Here is a 14,734-nt window from a genome sequence, read left to right as displayed (position 1 = left end):
TAGCGTGTGCGGCATGACCGATGCCACCATGGCCGCCATCAATGAAGCCGTCACGCTCGGGCGGCAGGGGAAGACCGTGCAGGCACGGGAAGACCTTGCCGCACTGTGGAATTCGGTCGGCGTGGCCGGTGATGCGCTACACCGGGTCACCATCGCGCACTTTCTGGCCGATCTGTTCGATCATGCGGCCGACGCGCTCACCTGGGACGTGCGCGCGCTCGACGCGGCGGACTCGCTCACCGATGAACGCGCCCAGCGGGAGCATTCCGCCCTCAGCGTGCGCGGGTTCTACCCGTCCCTACACCTGAATCTCGCCGACAATTACCGGCGGCTCGGCGCGTTCGACACCGCGCGGCGGCATCTCGATGCCGCGCGCGAACGGATCGACGCGCTCGAGGACGACGGTTACGGCGCGGGCGTGCTGGCGGGTATCACGAATGTGGAAACCGCGCTGGCAGAAGGCAATACGGATCGACTACCGACGCATTGAATCGGCCGCGGTACCCGTCGAGCGGTCCCGACGGGTACCACGCGCGCATTCCTCATGCGTCCGCGATGGCGCGCGCTTGGCCCTCGCGGAAGAATTCCAGCAGGCCCTCGACGGTCGAGACCTCCGTGCGGGCGCGTTTGGCACCGAACGGGGCGTTCCAGAATTCGCCGTGGCGACGCGTCCACGGTCCGACGTAGGCGTAGGGGTGCGGGTTCTCCCAATCTCCCGGTGAGACACCGTAATTCACCTCGCCCACCGAGACCGAGAGGTCGAAGCGCTCCGGCCACAGCACCGGCTGTTCGGTGGCGAAACGCCGTAATGCGGTGTCCCCCACCGCGAACCAGTCGTGCACCGCGGCAGCGGCCTCGGAATCGACGGTGAAGGGCTCGTTCGGATCCATACCGGTGCCCTCGGAGTACAGGCCGTCCGGCGGGCCATCTGCCTCGAAACCCGCGGCCAGGGCCAGTTCCGAGTAGGTCCCATGCAATCGGATACGCCCCTGCGGCCAGACCAGATCCGCGCCGGTCACCGAAACCGGCCATTTGACCCCGATGAAGCCACCCAGCACGATGCGCATGCGAATACTCCCGAAGCGCCGATACTGCGGACCCGCGATGAGCAGTTCCGCCGCCGCGTGCATGGCGAACCGGGTGTCCTCGTAGGTGATGTCGTCCACCACGAAATCATCTCCGGCGCGATGGGCGTGTTGCTGGGAAATGGGTCCGGCAAACAAAAGTGCGCCGTACCGGAGGAATCCGGCACGACGCACAGTTGATCGCGCTGGATCAGCGCGGTCCCGGCGGAATCAGCGCGCGTTATCGGTGCACGCCGACAGGATCACCTTCGCCGAACGCGGCGAGGCGGAACCGACATCGGGGAACTTCGGCGCGCTGTTGCCCAGCACGTCGATCGCACCCTTCTCCGCATCGACCTTGGTGGCCGCCCACGCCCAGCCGAAGCGGGTGTCGGCGCCCTGTGCGACAGCGCCGCACGCATTGGCGAAGTGCACGACGACCTCGCAGTCGCCGCCACCGCACTTGTTGACGGCGGCGCCGTCGGCACCGCCCCAACTGCCATAATTGACCGCGTATGCGACATTTCCGGTGCTCCGCGACAGCGCCAGGGCGCCGTACAGATCACCGGAGGTGGCCGTGAATCCCGGCTGGTCTTCCGCCGCATTGGCGGGACCGGCGGCCATGACGCCCATCGCGGCCATCGAGGTGATGGCGAGGCCCATTCCGGCCTTGCGCAGCAACGACATTCGATACTCCCCGTGATGAATTGTTGGAACGGGTCGAATCCTTGTCGAGCGACTGCGCATTGTCCAATCCAGTCTTTTCGGACGGAATCACACCCGGCGCATAACAGAGACAACTTTTCCGAGCACCACGGCCTTGTCACCGTCGATCACGTCGTAGGCGGGGTTGCGCGGTTCCAGATACACATGGCCGTTGCGCCGGCGATAGACCTTGACGGTGGCTTCACCATCGATCATCGCGGCCACGATTTCCCCGGAGTGCGCCTCGCTCTCCTGCCGGATCACCACGATGTCGCCATCGCAGATGGCCGCGTCGATCATCGAATCACCGCGTACACGCAGACCGAAGACGGTGCCGCGACCGACCAATTCGCGCGGTAGCGAGAGCACATCGTCGGTGTGCTGTTCGGCCAGGATCGGGGTACCGGCCGCGATATCACCGACCACCGGGACCGGAACCGAATTGCCGGACTGCTGCCGCGACCCCGTGGACTCGGCCAGGAACAGCCGCACATCCATCGGCCGGGTGACCGATTCACCGCGAGTGAGGAATCCGCGATCCTCCAGGGCCTTCAAATGTTTCGATACCGACGAACCGGACTTGAGTCCGACCGCCTCGCCGATCTCGCGACTGCTGGGCGAATACCCGTGCCGCTGCACCCAATCGCGGATCGTGCACAGAATCTGCTGCTGGCGCGGCGGCAGGGTGGAGGTGTCGAGGTGGGCGAACCCGTCGAAGTCGTCGTATCCGGTCACCCGGGCATCCTACGGTGTGGCGCGGCGGTTGCTCGCCGACTGCGGCCAACGGTCCGCGTGTGTCGCCGCCGTGGATTAGGTTGGTCGGGTGAGTTGCGAATTCGTCGTGCTACCGGCAGATTCCGTCGCGTCGGCCGCTGAGGTCGAAGACTATGTGGCGGCCAGTGACGGCATACCGGCGGTGAGTCTGGGACCGGTACTGGCCGGGTTGTGGCGCTGGAATACCGAGATCCCGGTATGGAACGGGCGTATCACGCTGGCCGCGGTGGGTGAGTGCGTGCGGGTCATGGTGCCCGAGCACGCCGCCTGGCGGGCGCTGCTGTGGATCGAAGAGCTCATCGCCGGAACCGAATTCGCGCTCTACGATTCGCGCGACGGTAGCCTGGGCACGCCGGAGATGCGACGGATGCGGGTCAATCTCGGCGGCCAGCGCTACTTCGATGTGCTCACCGAACGCCAACTGCATTCCTGGATACCGGAATTGGCGAAGCTGGCGCGGACGCCGTTCCTGATCGTCCAGGAGCCGGGCGATCAGGACACCTTCATCCAGACGCTGCGCCAGGGGGCCGACTCCTACCTGCTGGAGTATCGCGAGGGCGGGCATATGTTCAGCACCACCCTCGACAATCCCGCGCGCATAGCCGATTACATGTGGGATTGGGCCGACGGGCGGCGCGAGAACCTCGACAAGCTCTTCTGGACCAAACGACCCTGAGTCAGTAGTAGAAGCACACCAGGCCGAGACCCTCGGCCTGGCAGGTGCGCGCCCATTCGCGCATCTGGGCGACCGAACCGCGAATGGCGTCATCGGTGAGGCGATCCAACTCGACCGCGTTCAAAGTGTCTGCCATGGCATCGATTCGGTAATTCTCCACGAATCCGATACTCGGGAAATCGTCGATGGGCGGCAGATCGATGGGCGCACCGCCCAGCACCAACTGCGCCGGATCGAATTCCACCCCGATATCGGCGAGCGCCTGCTCCACCATCGAGAAATACCGGAACCGCATCCCGGCCCAGTGCGCATTGTCCAGCAGGGTTCCCGCGTGATAGCACAGCACCTCGAGCGCATGGCCGTAGGTTGGGCCGAAATCCGGATCCATCGGCTCGCCCACCAAGAGCTGGCGCATCACATCGCGCGGGGTGAGCCCGAGTTCCTCGGCCTCGTCCAGCCGATCCAGCACATGCTGCGGCGTGGACCGCACCACCGCATCGGAAAACTCCTGCCCATAGGACCCGACCAGCCGAATCCCGTCCAGGTCAACGGCATACGGGCTCACGATGTACGACAAGACTCCCCTTCCGGCGCGACCGGCACACCCTAACAGCACCGGCCGAATTCCGCCCGCACTCTCATCCCGCGATCTCGATGACGAAAGTCGACTTGGAGTGCACTCCACCCCCGTTGTTCCGATTCGTACAAGCGGTTCGCAGGTGTGCACCGTCATGATCATCGGATGATCGAACGCATCCACCCCTATATCGACGGTGATGATCCGGCGGCCTTCGCGGCGTTCTACTCCGGCGTCTTCGGGCTCGAGGTCGCCATGCGCAGTCCCGTGCTCGGGCTGCGCGCGCCGGGCAATCCGGCGGCGCAGGTCATCGTGCTCGCGCCCGGAACCGAAACTCCGACACCGCGATTCGGTATCGACGTGGGTGATCCGAGGCTCGTCGACGCGGCCCATGCCGAAGCCGTGCGGCGCGGGGCGAAGATCGTGTACCCGCTCACCGACGAGCCCTGGGGTGTGCGACGCTTCTTCGTCGAGGATCCCGGGGGCACGGTGATCAATGTGCTCGCCCACATGGATCCGACGGCGCACGGCTGATATCACACCACGGTGCTATTCCCTGTCATACCAAGGGATTACAACGAACGAGAAATCCGCCGATAGCTTCGGGATATGACGACACCTGCGCTGGTTCCCGAGTCTGCTCCACCATCACCGCGCCGGGGGGAGGGCGGGGATTATCCGCGGCTGTTGCGGCGGGTCTCCGAGGCCGGGTTGATGGGGCGGCGGCCGGTCTATTACGCGGTGCGGCTCGGGCTTGTCGGAGCCGCGTTCGCGGGTGGGTGGGGGGCGTTTCCGCTCATCGGCGATTCGTGGTGGACGTTGGTCGTGGCCGGGTCGATGGCGGTGGTGTTCGCGCAGGTCGCGCTGGTCATGCACGATGTCGCGCATCGGCAGGTCTTCCGGTTGCGGCGGCCTACCGAGCTGATGGGGCGGGTGGTCGGCAATCTCGGGATCGGGCTGGGGTACGGGTGGTGGCAGGACAAACACACTCGGCATCACGCGAATCCGAATCATGAGGAGCTGGATCCCGATGTCGCACCGGACCTTCTGGTGTGGTCGCAGCGGCAGGCGCGGTCCAGTCGCGGTCCGGCTCGGCTCATCGGGCGGGCGCAGGCGTTCCTGTTCTTCCCGCTGCTGCTGTTGGAGGGGCTGAATCTCCATGTGGCGGGCGTGCGGGCGCTGAAGAATCGTTCGGTGAAGCGTCGCGGTGTCGAGGGCGCACTGCTGTTCGGCCATTTCGCCCTCTACCTGACCGCCCTATTCGCGGTGCTGCCCGCCGATAAAGCCTTCGCGTTCATCGCCGTCCACCAGGGCTTGTTCGGCCTGTACATGGGCTGCATCTTCGCCCCGAACCACAAGGGCATGCCGACCCTGACCGGCGACGCCCGCCCCGATTACCTTCGCCGCCAAGTCCTGACCTCACGCAATGTGCGAGGCGGCCTGCTGACGGACGTCGCCCTCGGCGGCCTCAACTACCAGATCGAACATCACCTGTTCCCGAGCATGCCCACCCCGAACCTGCGCCGCGCCCGCCCGATCGTCCGCGACTTCTGCGCCGAAATCGGTGTGCCGTACCACGAAACCGGCCTCATCTCCTCCTACCGCGAAGCCCTCGAACACCTCCACCGCGTCGGCGCACCCCTGCGCGAACAACACCGAACCGCGACCCCCGACTAGCCTTCGAGGTTCGGCCTGCACTGGAAAACCCGTGCCCGCGCAAAGGTGGGTGGCTTCCCGTTACCGCCGATCCGGCAAGCTTGGCCGTCGACCCCGACACCCATCTCATTTACACCTCGACCATGCTGATACGTGACACTTCCGCTCCGACGGTCCCATTGCCGCCGTGCTCGTGGTCGATCCCGCGACACTCACCGTGAAGAACACAATCCCAGTCGGCAGCAAACCGAAATGGATCGCCGTCGACTCGGTCAATCACACGGCATACGTCATCGACGCCGGCGACACGACCGTCTCCATCATCCACACCGCCAAAGCGATGGTGACAGGCACAGTTCCCATCGACGGCACGGCCACAGCCACAGCGGCCGACCCCACTACCCACACCGCCTACATCACCAACCGCAACGGCACCCTGACCGTAGTCACCCACCGGTGAATAGTCAGCGCAGGAAGGTGACCAGGGCCTCGGCTACCGGGGTGGGGTTCTCGACTTGGGGGTAGTGGCCGGTGGGTGGGGCCTGGTCGAGGATGAGGAAGTGGGCTTTGGGGAGGCGGTCGCGGAGGCGGGGTAGGACGTGCGCGCCGCTGACGGGATCGGCTGGGCCCCAGATGAATTGGACGGGACCGGGGTAGGTTTCGACGGCGGTGCGCCAGCGATCGGCGTGGGCGCGGCGCTCGTCTATGTAGCGCAGGAGGCGGTGTTGGACTCGTTTGCCGTGATTCATGGTGGTGGCGAGCCACATGTCATGGAGGTCCGCGTCGCTGACGGGACGGCCGAAGACCTCCTTCAGGGATCGGCGGTACATGCGCTCGGTGGAGAGGTGTTGCAGGAGGGAGCCCGCGGGGCCGTGTAGGAGTTGCTGGATTCGGATCGGGCGGTGCAGGTCGGGGTAGAGGCCGCCGTTGAAGAATGCGGCGGAGGTGATGCGGGGTGCGTTGCGGTGCAGCAGTTCCTGGGCGACCGAGACGCCGTAGTCGTGGGAGACCAGGGCGGTTTCGTCGATGTCGAGGCGTTGCCAGAGCTCCTCGACGATCGATGCCTGTTCGGTGATTCGGTAGTCGTGGCCCACCGGCTTGGCACTCGCGCCAAAGCCGAGCAAGTCGAGAGTGGTTACCCGGCAACCGGATTCGGCCAGTGCGGGCGCGATGGGAGCCCAATCGTGCGAGGAGGTCGGGAAGCCGTGCACCAGGGTCACGGGGCGACCGTCGACCGGACCGTCCTGGCGATGGAAGATGTCGTGCCCGCCCAGCCGTATGTGCTCGCCACCGGCAATCCACTCATCAAGCCGCATACGGTATGCCTACCATCCCCACCGGTGACTTCGACAGGCCCGGAACGAACTCACCCCCACCGGATTTCCGGCGGGGGTGATCAACGGGACGTGCCCGCTAGACGGTGAAGCCGAGGGCGCGCAGCTGCTCGCGGCCGTCGTCGGTGATCTTGTCCGGACCCCACGGCGGCATCCAGACCCAGTTGATCTGCAGATCCTCGACCAGACCGCTGCGGACCAGGGCGTTGCGCGACTGGTCCTCGATCACATCGGTGAGCGGGCAGGCCGGGGAGGTCAGGGTCATATCGAGCTTGCAGATGCCGTCTTCGACCTGCATACCGTAGACCAGACCCAGATCCACGACATTGATGCCGAGTTCGGGGTCCACGACATCGCGCATGGCCTCTTCGAGGTCCTCGAGGAACTTGGCGTCCTCTTCGCTCAATTCCGCCTGCGGCGCAACGGCTTCGGCGGTCTCGGCCACGGCGGTGTCCTGCACCGAGCCGTCGGCCGGAGTTCCGGTGGTCTCACTCATCGTTGTTCTTCTCCCCGTTCGACATCGGCAGCTTGGTCTCCTCGGCGGAGGCTATCTGAACGACCGCGTCCTTGAACGCCATCCAGCCCAGCAGTGCGCATTTGACCCGCGCCGGGTACTTGGACACACCGGCGAAGGCGATGCCGTCGCCGATCATGTCCTCATCGCCCTCGAGGGTGCCGCGGCTGGAGATCATCTCGTTGAACGAGTCGACCACCTTGAGCGCCTGCTGCACCGGCAGGCCGATGACCTGATCGGTGAGCACCGAGGTGGAGGCCTGGCTGATCGAGCAGCCCTGGCCGTCATAGGACACATCGGCGACATCGCCCTTGTCGTCCAGCTGTACGCGCAGTGTGATCTCGTCACCGCAGGTCGGGTTGACGTGATGCACCTGCGCACCGAACGGCTCGCGAAGGCCGCGGTGGTGCGGGTGCTTGTAGTGGTCCAGGATCACTTCCTGGTACATCTGCTCCATGCGCATGATCTATGCAACTCCGAAGAAGCTCTGAGCCTTCCGCACCGCGGCCAGCAGTGCGTCGACCTCGTCGAGGGTGTTGTAGACGGCGAAGGAGGCGCGTGCGGTGGCCGGCACGCCGAGGCGGCGCATGAGCGGCCAGGCGCAGTGGTGACCGACGCGGATAGCGACGCCCTCGTCATCGAGGATCTGCCCCACATCGTGCGCGTGGATCCCGTCCACGACGAAAGATACCGCGCCACCGCGGTTCACCGTGTCGGTCGGGCCGACGATGCGCACACCGTCGATCTTCGCGAGACCCTCCAGCGTCGCCTGCACCAGCGAATGCTCGTGCGCGGCAACGGCGTCCATACCGATCCGCTCCAGATACCGCACGGCGGCGCCGAGTCCGACCACCTGCGAGGTCATCGGCACACCGGCCTCGAACCGCTGCGGCGGGGCCGCGTAGGTGGTGGCCTCCATGGTGACGGTCTCGATCATGGAACCACCGGTGATGAACGGCGGGGTCTCCTCGAGCAGCGAATACCGGCCGTACAGCACACCGACACCCGAGGGGCCGAGCATCTTGTGCCCGGAGAACGCGGCGAAATCCACGCCCAGCTCACGGAAGTTCACCGGCATATGCGGCACCGACTGGCAGGCGTCGAGCACCGTCAGCGCGCCGACTTCCTTTGCCCGGCGCACCATTTCGTGCACATCGGCGATCGCACCGGTCACATTCGACTGATGCGTGAACGCGACGACCTTGGTGGCGGGCGACAATTCGAGCGAATCCAGATCGATGCGCCCGTCATCGGTGATCCCGTACCACTTCAACGTCGCACCCGTGCGGCGCGCGAGCTCCTGCCACGGAACCAGATTCGCGTGATGCTCGAGCTCGGTCACCACGATCTCGTCACCCGGACCCACGTGATACGGGAACCGCGAATCGGAGAACGAGTAGGTCACCAGGTTCAGCGATTCGGTCGCGTTCTTGGTGAACACGATCTCGCGGGCATCCACACCCACGAACCGCGCGATATCCGCACGCGCGTCTTCGTAAGCGTCCGTTGCCTCTTCGGCCAGCTGATGAGCACCACGGTGCACCGCCGCATTGTGCTGGGTCAGGAAGGTGTGTTCCGCGTCCAGCACCGCCGTGGGCCGCTGCGAGGTGGCACCCGAGTCCAAATAGACCAGGGGTTTGCCATCACGCACCGTGCGGCTCAGGATCGGGAAGTCGGCGCGAATGCGAGCGACGTCCAAAGCGGGCACCGTAGTGGTCATCAGCAGTAGCTCCTAAACAGCAGCAGCGGAGGTGAAGCGCACGTAACCGTTCGAGTCGAGTTCCTCGGCCAGCTCCTTGCCGCCCTCGGCGACAATGCGGCCGTTCACGAACACGTGCACGAAATCGGGCTCGATGTAGCGCAGGATGCGGGTGTAGTGGGTGATCAGCAGAATGCCGCCGTTCTCCCGCTCCTTGTACTTGTTGACGCCCTCGGACACGATGCGCAGCGCGTCGACGTCCAGGCCGGAGTCGGTCTCGTCCAGGATGGCGATCTTCGGCTTGAGCAGACCCAGCTGCAGGATCTCCTGACGCTTCTTCTCACCGCCGGAGAAGCCCTCGTTCACCGAGCGCTCGACGAAGCTGGGCTCGATCTCCAGCTCGGACATGGACTCCTTGAGTTCCTTGACCCAGGTGCGCAGCTTGGGCGCCTCACCGCGGACGGCGGTGGCGGCGGTGCGCAGGAAGTTCGAGACCGAGACGCCCGGAACCTCGACCGGGTACTGCATGGCCAGGAACAGGCCCGCACGGGCACGCTCGTCCACGGTCATCTCCAGCACGTCTTCACCGTCGAGGGTGATCGAGCCGGAGGTCACGGTGTACTTGGGGTGGCCGGCGATCGCGTAGGACAGCGTCGACTTGCCCGAGCCGTTGGGGCCCATGATCGCGTGCGTCTCACCCGAGCGCACGGTCAGGTTGACGCCCTTGAGGATTTTGATGGGCTCGCCGGACTCGTCCGGGTTCGCGACCTCGGCGTGCAGGTCCTTGATTTCCAGGGTGGTCATCGAATTCGAATTCCTTTGCAGGGAGGGGAAGTTGGTGTCAGGCGCCGACAGCGGCGAGTTCGGCCTCGATGGCCGCCTCGAGCCGCTCCCGAACCTCGGGGACCGTGATCTTGGAGATGATCTCGAAGAAGAAGCCGCGCACGACCAGTCGTCGCGCCACCTCCTCCGGGATACCGCGCGAGCGCAGGTAGAACAGCTGCTCATCGTCGAAACGCCCGGTGGCCGAGGCATGTCCGGCACCGACGATCTCGCCGGTCTCGATCTCCAGGTTCGGCACCGAATCGGCGCGTGCGCCATCGGTGAGCACCAGGTTGCGGTTGGCCTCGTAGGTCTCGGTGCCCTCGGCCGCCGCGCGAATGAGCACATCGCCCACCCACACCGTGCGCGCATCGGGCTTCTTCGAGGTCGGATCGCCCTGCAGCGCACCCTTGTACAGCACATTGGACTTGCAGTTCGGCTCGGAATGATCCATGAGCAACCGCTGCTCGAAGTGCTGACCGTCATCGGCGAAGTACACGCCGAGCATTTCGGCATCGCCGCCAGGACCGGCGTAGCGCACGGTCGCGGTCAGGCGCACCAGATCGCCGCCGAGGGTGACATTGGTGTGCCGCAGCATCGCGTCGCGACCCAGCTTGGCGTGATGGGCCACCGCGTGCACGACATCGTCGGCCCAGTCCTGGATGACGATGACATTGAGCTTGGCGCTGTCGCCGAGCACGAATTCCACGTTCTCCGCGTAGATTCCGCTGCCACGCTGGTCGATGACCACATTGGCGTGCGCGAAATTGCCCAGGCGAATCTGGGTGTGACCGTAGGCGGTCTTGTCCACGCCCGGACCGGTCACGGTGATCGTCACCGCGTCGGCCACTTCGGTTTCCGCGCCGACGGACACGATGGTCGCCTGCTCGAAGCCCGAGTACGCCTGTGCGGCAACACGATCGGTCGGGATACCGGCGTCGCCGAGGCGCGCGTCGGTGCGATCGACGGTCTCCACGGTGACGCCCTCGACGGAGGACACCTCCACGACAGCCTGTCCGTCACGAACGGCGGTGCCGTCGTGCAGTCCGCGCAGGCGGCGCAGCGGGGTGAACCGCCACGCCTCGTCGTGCGCCGAGGGCACCTCGAACGCGTTGACGTCGAACGAGGCGAAGACTTCGCCCTTGTTCAATGCCGGAGGACGAGCCTCGGCAGCTGCGATGACGTTCGGCACCGCCGAGGCGGCTACATTCTCGACCGTCATCAGCCGACGGCTCCTTCCATTTGCAGTTCGATCAGGCGGTTGAGCTCGAGGGCGTATTCCATCGGCAGTTCCTTGGCGATCGGCTCCACGAAGCCGCGCACCACCATGGCCATGGCCTCGTCCTCGGTGAGGCCGCGGCTCATCAGGTAGAACAGCTGATCGGCCGACACCTTCGACACGGTCGCCTCATGACCCATGGTCACGTCGTCCTCGCGGATATCGACGTACGGGTAGGTGTCCGAGCGAGAGATGTTGTCCACCAGCAGCGCATCGCACTTCACGGTCGACTTCGAGCCGTACGCCCCCTTGTTCACCTGCACCAGGCCGCGGTACGAGGCACGACCGCCGCCGCGCGCCACCGACTTGGAGATGATGTTCGAGGAGGTGTGCGGCGCCAGGTGCAGCATCTTGGCACCGGTGTCCTGGTGCTGACCCGCACCGGCGAACGCGATGGAGAGCACCTCGCCCTTGGCGTGCTCACCGGTCATCCACACGGCCGGGTACTTCATGGTGACCTTGGAGCCGATATTGCCGTCGACCCATTCCATGGTCGCGCCCGCCTCGGCCTTGGCCCGCTTGGTGACCAGGTTGTAGACGTTGTTCGACCAGTTCTGAATGGTGGTGTACCGGCAGCGGCCACCCTTCTTCACGATGATCTCCACGACCGCGGAGTGCAGCGAATCCGAGGAGTAGATCGGCGCGGTGCAACCCTCGACGTAATGCACGTAGGCATCCTCGTCGACGATGATCAGCGTGCGCTCGAACTGACCCATGTTCTCGGTATTGATGCGGAAGTACGCCTGCAGCGGGATATCGACGTGCACGCCCTTCGGCACGTAGATGAACGAACCACCGGACCAGGTCGCCGAATTCAGCGCGGAGAACTTGTTGTCACCGGAGGGGATGACCGAACCGAAGTACTGCCGGAACAGCTCCGGATGCTCCTTGAGCGCGGTATCGGTGTCCAGGAAGATGACGCCCTGCTTCTCGAGATCCTCGCGGATCGAGTGGTAGACGACCTCGGACTCGTACTGCGCGGCGACACCGGAGACCAGGCGCTGCTTCTCCGCCTCGGGGATGCCCAGCTTGTCGTAGGTGTTCTTGATGTCCTCGGGCAGGTCATCCCAGGTGGCGGCCTGCTTCTCGCTGGACCGCACGAAGTACTTGATGTTGTCGAAGTCGATGCCCTCGAGATCCGAACCCCAGCTGGGCATCGGCTTCTTCTCGAAGATGCGCAGCGCCTTCAGCCGGAAGTCGAGCATCCATTCGGGCTCACTCTTCTTCGCCGAGATGTCGCGCACGACCTCCTCGGACAGGCCGCGCTTGGCACTGGCACCGGCGACATCCGTGTCGGCCCAGCCGTACCCGTAGGTCCCAATGGAGGCGATGGTCTCCTCTTGAGTAAGAGGCGGAACCTGGGCGGTGTCAGATTCGCGGCTCGCCGCGGCTGTCGTCGTCATTCGGCACTCCTTCCGGAGTCGTGTGTAGAAGTCGTTGCGGGCTGGGCAACGTGGGTTGTTTCAGCGGTATTCGTTTCAGCGGTATGCGTTTTGGGCGGCACGGTGAGCGTGAGCGGAACGTGCGTGGTGCACGCGCAATCGCCATTGGCGATGGTCGCCAACCGCTGCACATGCGTGCCGAGTATCTCCTTGAAAGCCTCCAGCTCGGCGGCGCACAACTCCGGGAATTCCTCGGCGACATGCGATACCGGGCAGTGGTGCTGGCAGATCTGTACGCCCGCACCGACTTTCCGGGTGGAGGCGGCGAACCCGGCCTCGGAGAACGCGTCCGCGATCTCATCGGCCTTGTCGATGGTCGACTCCGGGGTATGCCGCTCGAGCTGACCGATCCCGGCGACAATGGCGCCGACCCGTTTGCGCGCGAATTCGACGATGGCCTTGTCGCCGCCGATCTCGCGCAGCTGACGCATGGCGGCACCTGCGAGGTCATCGTAGGCATGGCCGAGACGGCCGCGGCCGGTGGCCGTCAACTGGTACTGCTTGGCGGGACGCCCGCGACCCTTCTGCTGCCAGGCCGCCGAGCGCGCCGCCCGCGCCTCACCGGATTCGATGAGTGCGTCCAGATGCCGACGCACACCCGCGGGGCTCAGGCCCAGCCGCTTGCCGATGGCGGTCGCGGTAATCGGACCCTCCTCCAGCAAGAGCTTGATAACGGCCTCACGGGTGTGCCCCTCACCCGCCGGTGCGGACACAACAGCAGCCCGGGTGCCCTGCTGGCGCCCGGTTTCGGCTGTCATATTCCGCAAACCCACGGTTTTCACAACATCAGTGTGACGGAATTACTTCCCACGTTCCAGTAAGGGTCACCTGACTTCTGGGGGTGCGGAGGTGTGAACCTATGCACAGCATCGGAGCGGGAAGGGTGGGTGCGTTCAGATTCCACGCAATAAGCAAACTCATAGCTACTGTCGGATCCGGTATTCCGAGCGACAGGAGATCACCATGGGACATGCGGTCGGCCCGTTCTGAGCCATGCGGTCGGCGTCGCGATCAGCCCGCTCGCGCTGATCGCCGGTGATACTCCTGCCCGCGGCGCCACGAGGTAGATCCCATGCGCTCGTGTTCGCGGTGGGATGGGTGCTGGCGGTCGGCGGGATCTTCGCGGTGCTGCTGATCTTCGTGGCCATCGCCGCGCTGGGCGTCCCGATTCCGGCCGGTGCGCATTTGGCGCGGCGCGACGCGGCGTGGTCACCCTGGGTCGGTGGAAGGACTGGACCGTCCGCCATCACTACGCCATCATGGCCGTGCTGTTCGCACTGCTCAGCGCCGAATCACTGGGCGATGGCATCAGCGTACCGGCGTGAGCGCCGATCAGCGGATTACGGAGAATCGGCCGGGAGCGCCCGCTAGGGTGAATTCGTCTCGACGGCAGCCGGTTCCGCCAGGCTCGCGCGAATGAGCCGGGTCATGGCGGCGGCGACGGTGTGCAGCGGTTCGTCGGAGCGGCGCACTCGGGCCAGCAGGGTCGCACCCTCGTAGGCGGCGATCACCGTGGTCGCCAGCTCATACGACTCCTGTTCCGACAGACCCATTTCCATGAGCAGTTCCGTGAAACCCCCTGCCATGGCATCGAATGCGATGACGCACGCGGTGCGCACCGCCTCCACGTCACTGCCCCCGTCGAGCGCCGGGGTCCCCACCGGACACCCGTCCGTCCATTCAGAGGCAGTGAGTTTCGCGGCCATGAACTCGAACAACGCTGCGGCCGTGGCGAACACATCCGCGGACCCGTCCCGGATCATGCTCCCCACCTGCGCTCCGGTACCTGCGATGGCGGAGACCGCGATCTCCTCCTTGCCGCCCGGAAAGTGGTGGTAGATCGACCCGTACGGCAGGCCCGCCGCATCACTCAGCTTCTTGAGACCGAAACCGTGATAGCCGTGACGTGCCAAAAGCCCCGCCGCAGCCACCTCGATCCGCCCCTTGGACTCGGAAACCATGCATCAAGCCTATGAGCGTGGTTCGACACCGGCAGGATGAACGACCCGGTTCACAGCCAATCCGATTGCACCGCGTGCATTTTCGCACCGGCCGCACCGCCACTGGAACGGTCCACGCGGACGACCACGGTGACGGTCGGCGTCCCTGTGCCGGATCAGCGATCTCCGTATAGCGGCAGGCAACCACGCAAACCCGTGGCCTGTTCGATCTGCTCAACCACGACGCGCAGG

The 14,734-nt window shown here is 65.3% G+C and carries 18 protein-coding genes; 5 read left to right on the top strand and 13 right to left on the bottom strand.

All coding sequences use genetic code 11. From position 1 onward, the window contains the following. Positions 1–13: 13 nt before the first annotated feature. Positions 14–490: a hypothetical protein gene (locus NA10_RS06640; RefSeq protein WP_067564672.1), complete on the top strand. Its 477-nt coding sequence runs from the start codon at positions 14–16 to the stop codon at positions 488–490. Between the two features lie 52 nt (positions 491–542). Here NA10_RS06640 and NA10_RS06635 read toward each other — a convergent pair whose 3' ends face one another. The 3 genes from NA10_RS06635 to lexA all read right to left on the bottom strand — a co-directional run bounded on the left by NA10_RS06635 (position 543) and on the right by lexA (position 2,504). Next, on the bottom strand, positions 543–1,169 hold the full coding sequence (locus NA10_RS06635) for a hypothetical protein (protein ID WP_245677065.1): 627 nt from the start codon (positions 1,167–1,169) through the stop codon (positions 543–545). Positions 1,170–1,295: 126 nt separating this feature from the next. Beyond that, positions 1,296–1,751 carry a DUF4189 domain-containing protein gene (locus NA10_RS06630; RefSeq protein WP_067564670.1) on the bottom strand — a complete coding sequence of 152 codons (456 nt, stop codon included), beginning with the start codon at positions 1,749–1,751 and terminating at the stop codon, positions 1,296–1,298. Between the two features lie 87 nt (positions 1,752–1,838). Beyond that, on the bottom strand, positions 1,839–2,504 hold the full coding sequence (lexA, locus tag NA10_RS06625) for a transcriptional repressor LexA (protein ID WP_067564668.1): 666 nt from the start codon (positions 2,502–2,504) through the stop codon (positions 1,839–1,841). A gap of 88 nt (positions 2,505–2,592) precedes the next feature. Here lexA and NA10_RS06620 point away from each other — a divergent pair, with 88 nt between their 5' ends. Then, positions 2,593–3,219: a hypothetical protein gene (locus tag NA10_RS06620; protein ID WP_067564666.1), complete on the top strand. Its 627-nt coding sequence runs from the start codon at positions 2,593–2,595 to the stop codon at positions 3,217–3,219. Position 3,220: 1 nt separating this feature from the next. Here the strand turns inward: NA10_RS06620 and NA10_RS06615 are convergent, their stop codons facing one another. After that, positions 3,221–3,796, bottom strand: a complete 576-nt coding sequence (locus NA10_RS06615; RefSeq protein WP_067564664.1) for a DUF7691 family protein — start codon at positions 3,794–3,796, stop codon at positions 3,221–3,223. Positions 3,797–3,961: 165 nt separating this feature from the next. Here NA10_RS06615 and NA10_RS06610 point away from each other — a divergent pair, with 165 nt between their 5' ends. From NA10_RS06610 to NA10_RS06600, 3 genes are all read left to right on the top strand, one after another. Beyond that, positions 3,962–4,330 carry a VOC family protein gene (locus NA10_RS06610; RefSeq protein WP_067564663.1) on the top strand — a complete coding sequence of 123 codons (369 nt, stop codon included), beginning with the start codon at positions 3,962–3,964 and terminating at the stop codon, positions 4,328–4,330. Between the two features lie 75 nt (positions 4,331–4,405). Further along, a complete protein-coding gene (locus NA10_RS06605; protein ID WP_067564661.1) occupies positions 4,406–5,473 on the top strand; it encodes a fatty acid desaturase family protein in 1,068 nt (355 codons plus the stop codon). Between the two features lie 166 nt (positions 5,474–5,639). Further along, entirely contained in the window at positions 5,640–5,912 is a 273-nt protein-coding gene (locus NA10_RS06600) for a YncE family protein (RefSeq protein WP_067564659.1), read from the top strand. A gap of 4 nt (positions 5,913–5,916) precedes the next feature. On the opposite strand, the gene NA10_RS06595 is transcribed toward NA10_RS06600, so the two are convergent. From NA10_RS06595 to NA10_RS06550, 9 genes are all read right to left on the bottom strand, one after another. Further along, positions 5,917–6,768 (bottom strand): alpha/beta fold hydrolase, encoded by an 852-nt coding sequence (locus NA10_RS06595; protein WP_067564657.1) that lies wholly within the window; start codon positions 6,766–6,768, stop codon positions 5,917–5,919. Positions 6,769–6,865: 97 nt separating this feature from the next. Then, positions 6,866–7,282, bottom strand: coding sequence for a metal-sulfur cluster assembly factor (locus NA10_RS06590; RefSeq protein ID WP_067564655.1), 417 nt, complete (start codon positions 7,280–7,282; stop codon positions 6,866–6,868). Continuing rightward, positions 7,275–7,763 (bottom strand): Fe-S cluster assembly sulfur transfer protein SufU, encoded by a 489-nt coding sequence (gene sufU / locus NA10_RS06585; protein ID WP_067564653.1) that lies wholly within the window; start codon positions 7,761–7,763, stop codon positions 7,275–7,277. Before sufU ends, NA10_RS06590 begins: the two co-directional genes overlap by 8 nt. Before the next feature lie 3 nt (positions 7,764–7,766). Then, positions 7,767–9,020: a cysteine desulfurase gene (locus NA10_RS06580; protein ID WP_067564652.1), complete on the bottom strand. Its 1,254-nt coding sequence runs from the start codon at positions 9,018–9,020 to the stop codon at positions 7,767–7,769. Between the two features lie 12 nt (positions 9,021–9,032). Beyond that, positions 9,033–9,803 (bottom strand): Fe-S cluster assembly ATPase SufC, encoded by a 771-nt coding sequence (sufC, locus tag NA10_RS06575; protein WP_067564650.1) that lies wholly within the window; start codon positions 9,801–9,803, stop codon positions 9,033–9,035. 37 nt (positions 9,804–9,840) lie between these two features. Next, on the bottom strand, positions 9,841–11,043 hold the full coding sequence (gene sufD, locus NA10_RS06570; RefSeq protein WP_067564649.1) for a Fe-S cluster assembly protein SufD: 1,203 nt from the start codon (positions 11,041–11,043) through the stop codon (positions 9,841–9,843). After that, positions 11,043–12,503, bottom strand: a complete 1,461-nt coding sequence (gene sufB / locus NA10_RS06565; protein WP_067564647.1) for a Fe-S cluster assembly protein SufB — start codon at positions 12,501–12,503, stop codon at positions 11,043–11,045. The genes sufD and sufB overlap by 1 nt, the downstream gene beginning before the upstream one ends. Further along, positions 12,500–13,300: a helix-turn-helix transcriptional regulator gene (locus NA10_RS06560; protein ID WP_067564896.1), complete on the bottom strand. Its 801-nt coding sequence runs from the start codon at positions 13,298–13,300 to the stop codon at positions 12,500–12,502. Before NA10_RS06560 ends, sufB begins: the two co-directional genes overlap by 4 nt. Positions 13,301–13,909: 609 nt before the next feature. Then, positions 13,910–14,503, bottom strand: a complete 594-nt coding sequence (locus NA10_RS06550; protein ID WP_067564643.1) for a TetR/AcrR family transcriptional regulator — start codon at positions 14,501–14,503, stop codon at positions 13,910–13,912. Positions 14,504–14,734 lie beyond the last annotated feature (231 nt).

The organism is Nocardia acidivorans NBRC 108247 (assembly GCF_001625085.1).
GTDB classification, from domain to species: Bacteria; Actinomycetota; Actinomycetes; order Mycobacteriales; family Mycobacteriaceae; genus Nocardia; species Nocardia acidivorans.
Note: the sequence above shows the minus strand (reverse complement) of the source record. Positions and strands in the feature narration are given on the sequence as shown.

Bases quoted from the DNA above. Each gene is read 5' to 3' on its own strand.
- NA10_RS06640 (WP_067564672.1), top strand. From the start codon at position 14: ATGACCGATGCCACCATGGCCGCCATCAATGAAGCCGTCACGCTCGGG.
- NA10_RS06630 (WP_067564670.1), bottom strand. From the start codon at position 1,751: ATGTCGTTGCTGCGCAAGGCCGGAATGGGCCTCGCCATCACCTCGATG.
- NA10_RS06610 (WP_067564663.1), top strand. From the start codon at position 3,962: ATGATCGAACGCATCCACCCCTATATCGACGGTGATGATCCGGCGGCC.
- NA10_RS06605 (WP_067564661.1), top strand. From the start codon at position 4,406: ATGACGACACCTGCGCTGGTTCCCGAGTCTGCTCCACCATCACCGCGC.
- NA10_RS06595 (WP_067564657.1), bottom strand. From the start codon at position 6,768: ATGCGGCTTGATGAGTGGATTGCCGGTGGCGAGCACATACGGCTGGGC.
- NA10_RS06590 (WP_067564655.1), bottom strand. From the start codon at position 7,282: ATGAGTGAGACCACCGGAACTCCGGCCGACGGCTCGGTGCAGGACACC.
- sufU (WP_067564653.1), bottom strand. From the start codon at position 7,763: ATGCGCATGGAGCAGATGTACCAGGAAGTGATCCTGGACCACTACAAG.
- NA10_RS06580 (WP_067564652.1), bottom strand. From the start codon at position 9,020: ATGACCACTACGGTGCCCGCTTTGGACGTCGCTCGCATTCGCGCCGAC.
- sufC (WP_067564650.1), bottom strand. From the start codon at position 9,803: ATGACCACCCTGGAAATCAAGGACCTGCACGCCGAGGTCGCGAACCCG.
- sufD (WP_067564649.1), bottom strand. From the start codon at position 11,043: ATGACGGTCGAGAATGTAGCCGCCTCGGCGGTGCCGAACGTCATCGCA.
- sufB (WP_067564647.1), bottom strand. From the start codon at position 12,503: ATGACGACGACAGCCGCGGCGAGCCGCGAATCTGACACCGCCCAGGTT.
- NA10_RS06560 (WP_067564896.1), bottom strand. From the start codon at position 13,300: ATGACAGCCGAAACCGGGCGCCAGCAGGGCACCCGGGCTGCTGTTGTG.
- NA10_RS06550 (WP_067564643.1), bottom strand. From the start codon at position 14,503: ATGGTTTCCGAGTCCAAGGGGCGGATCGAGGTGGCTGCGGCGGGGCTT.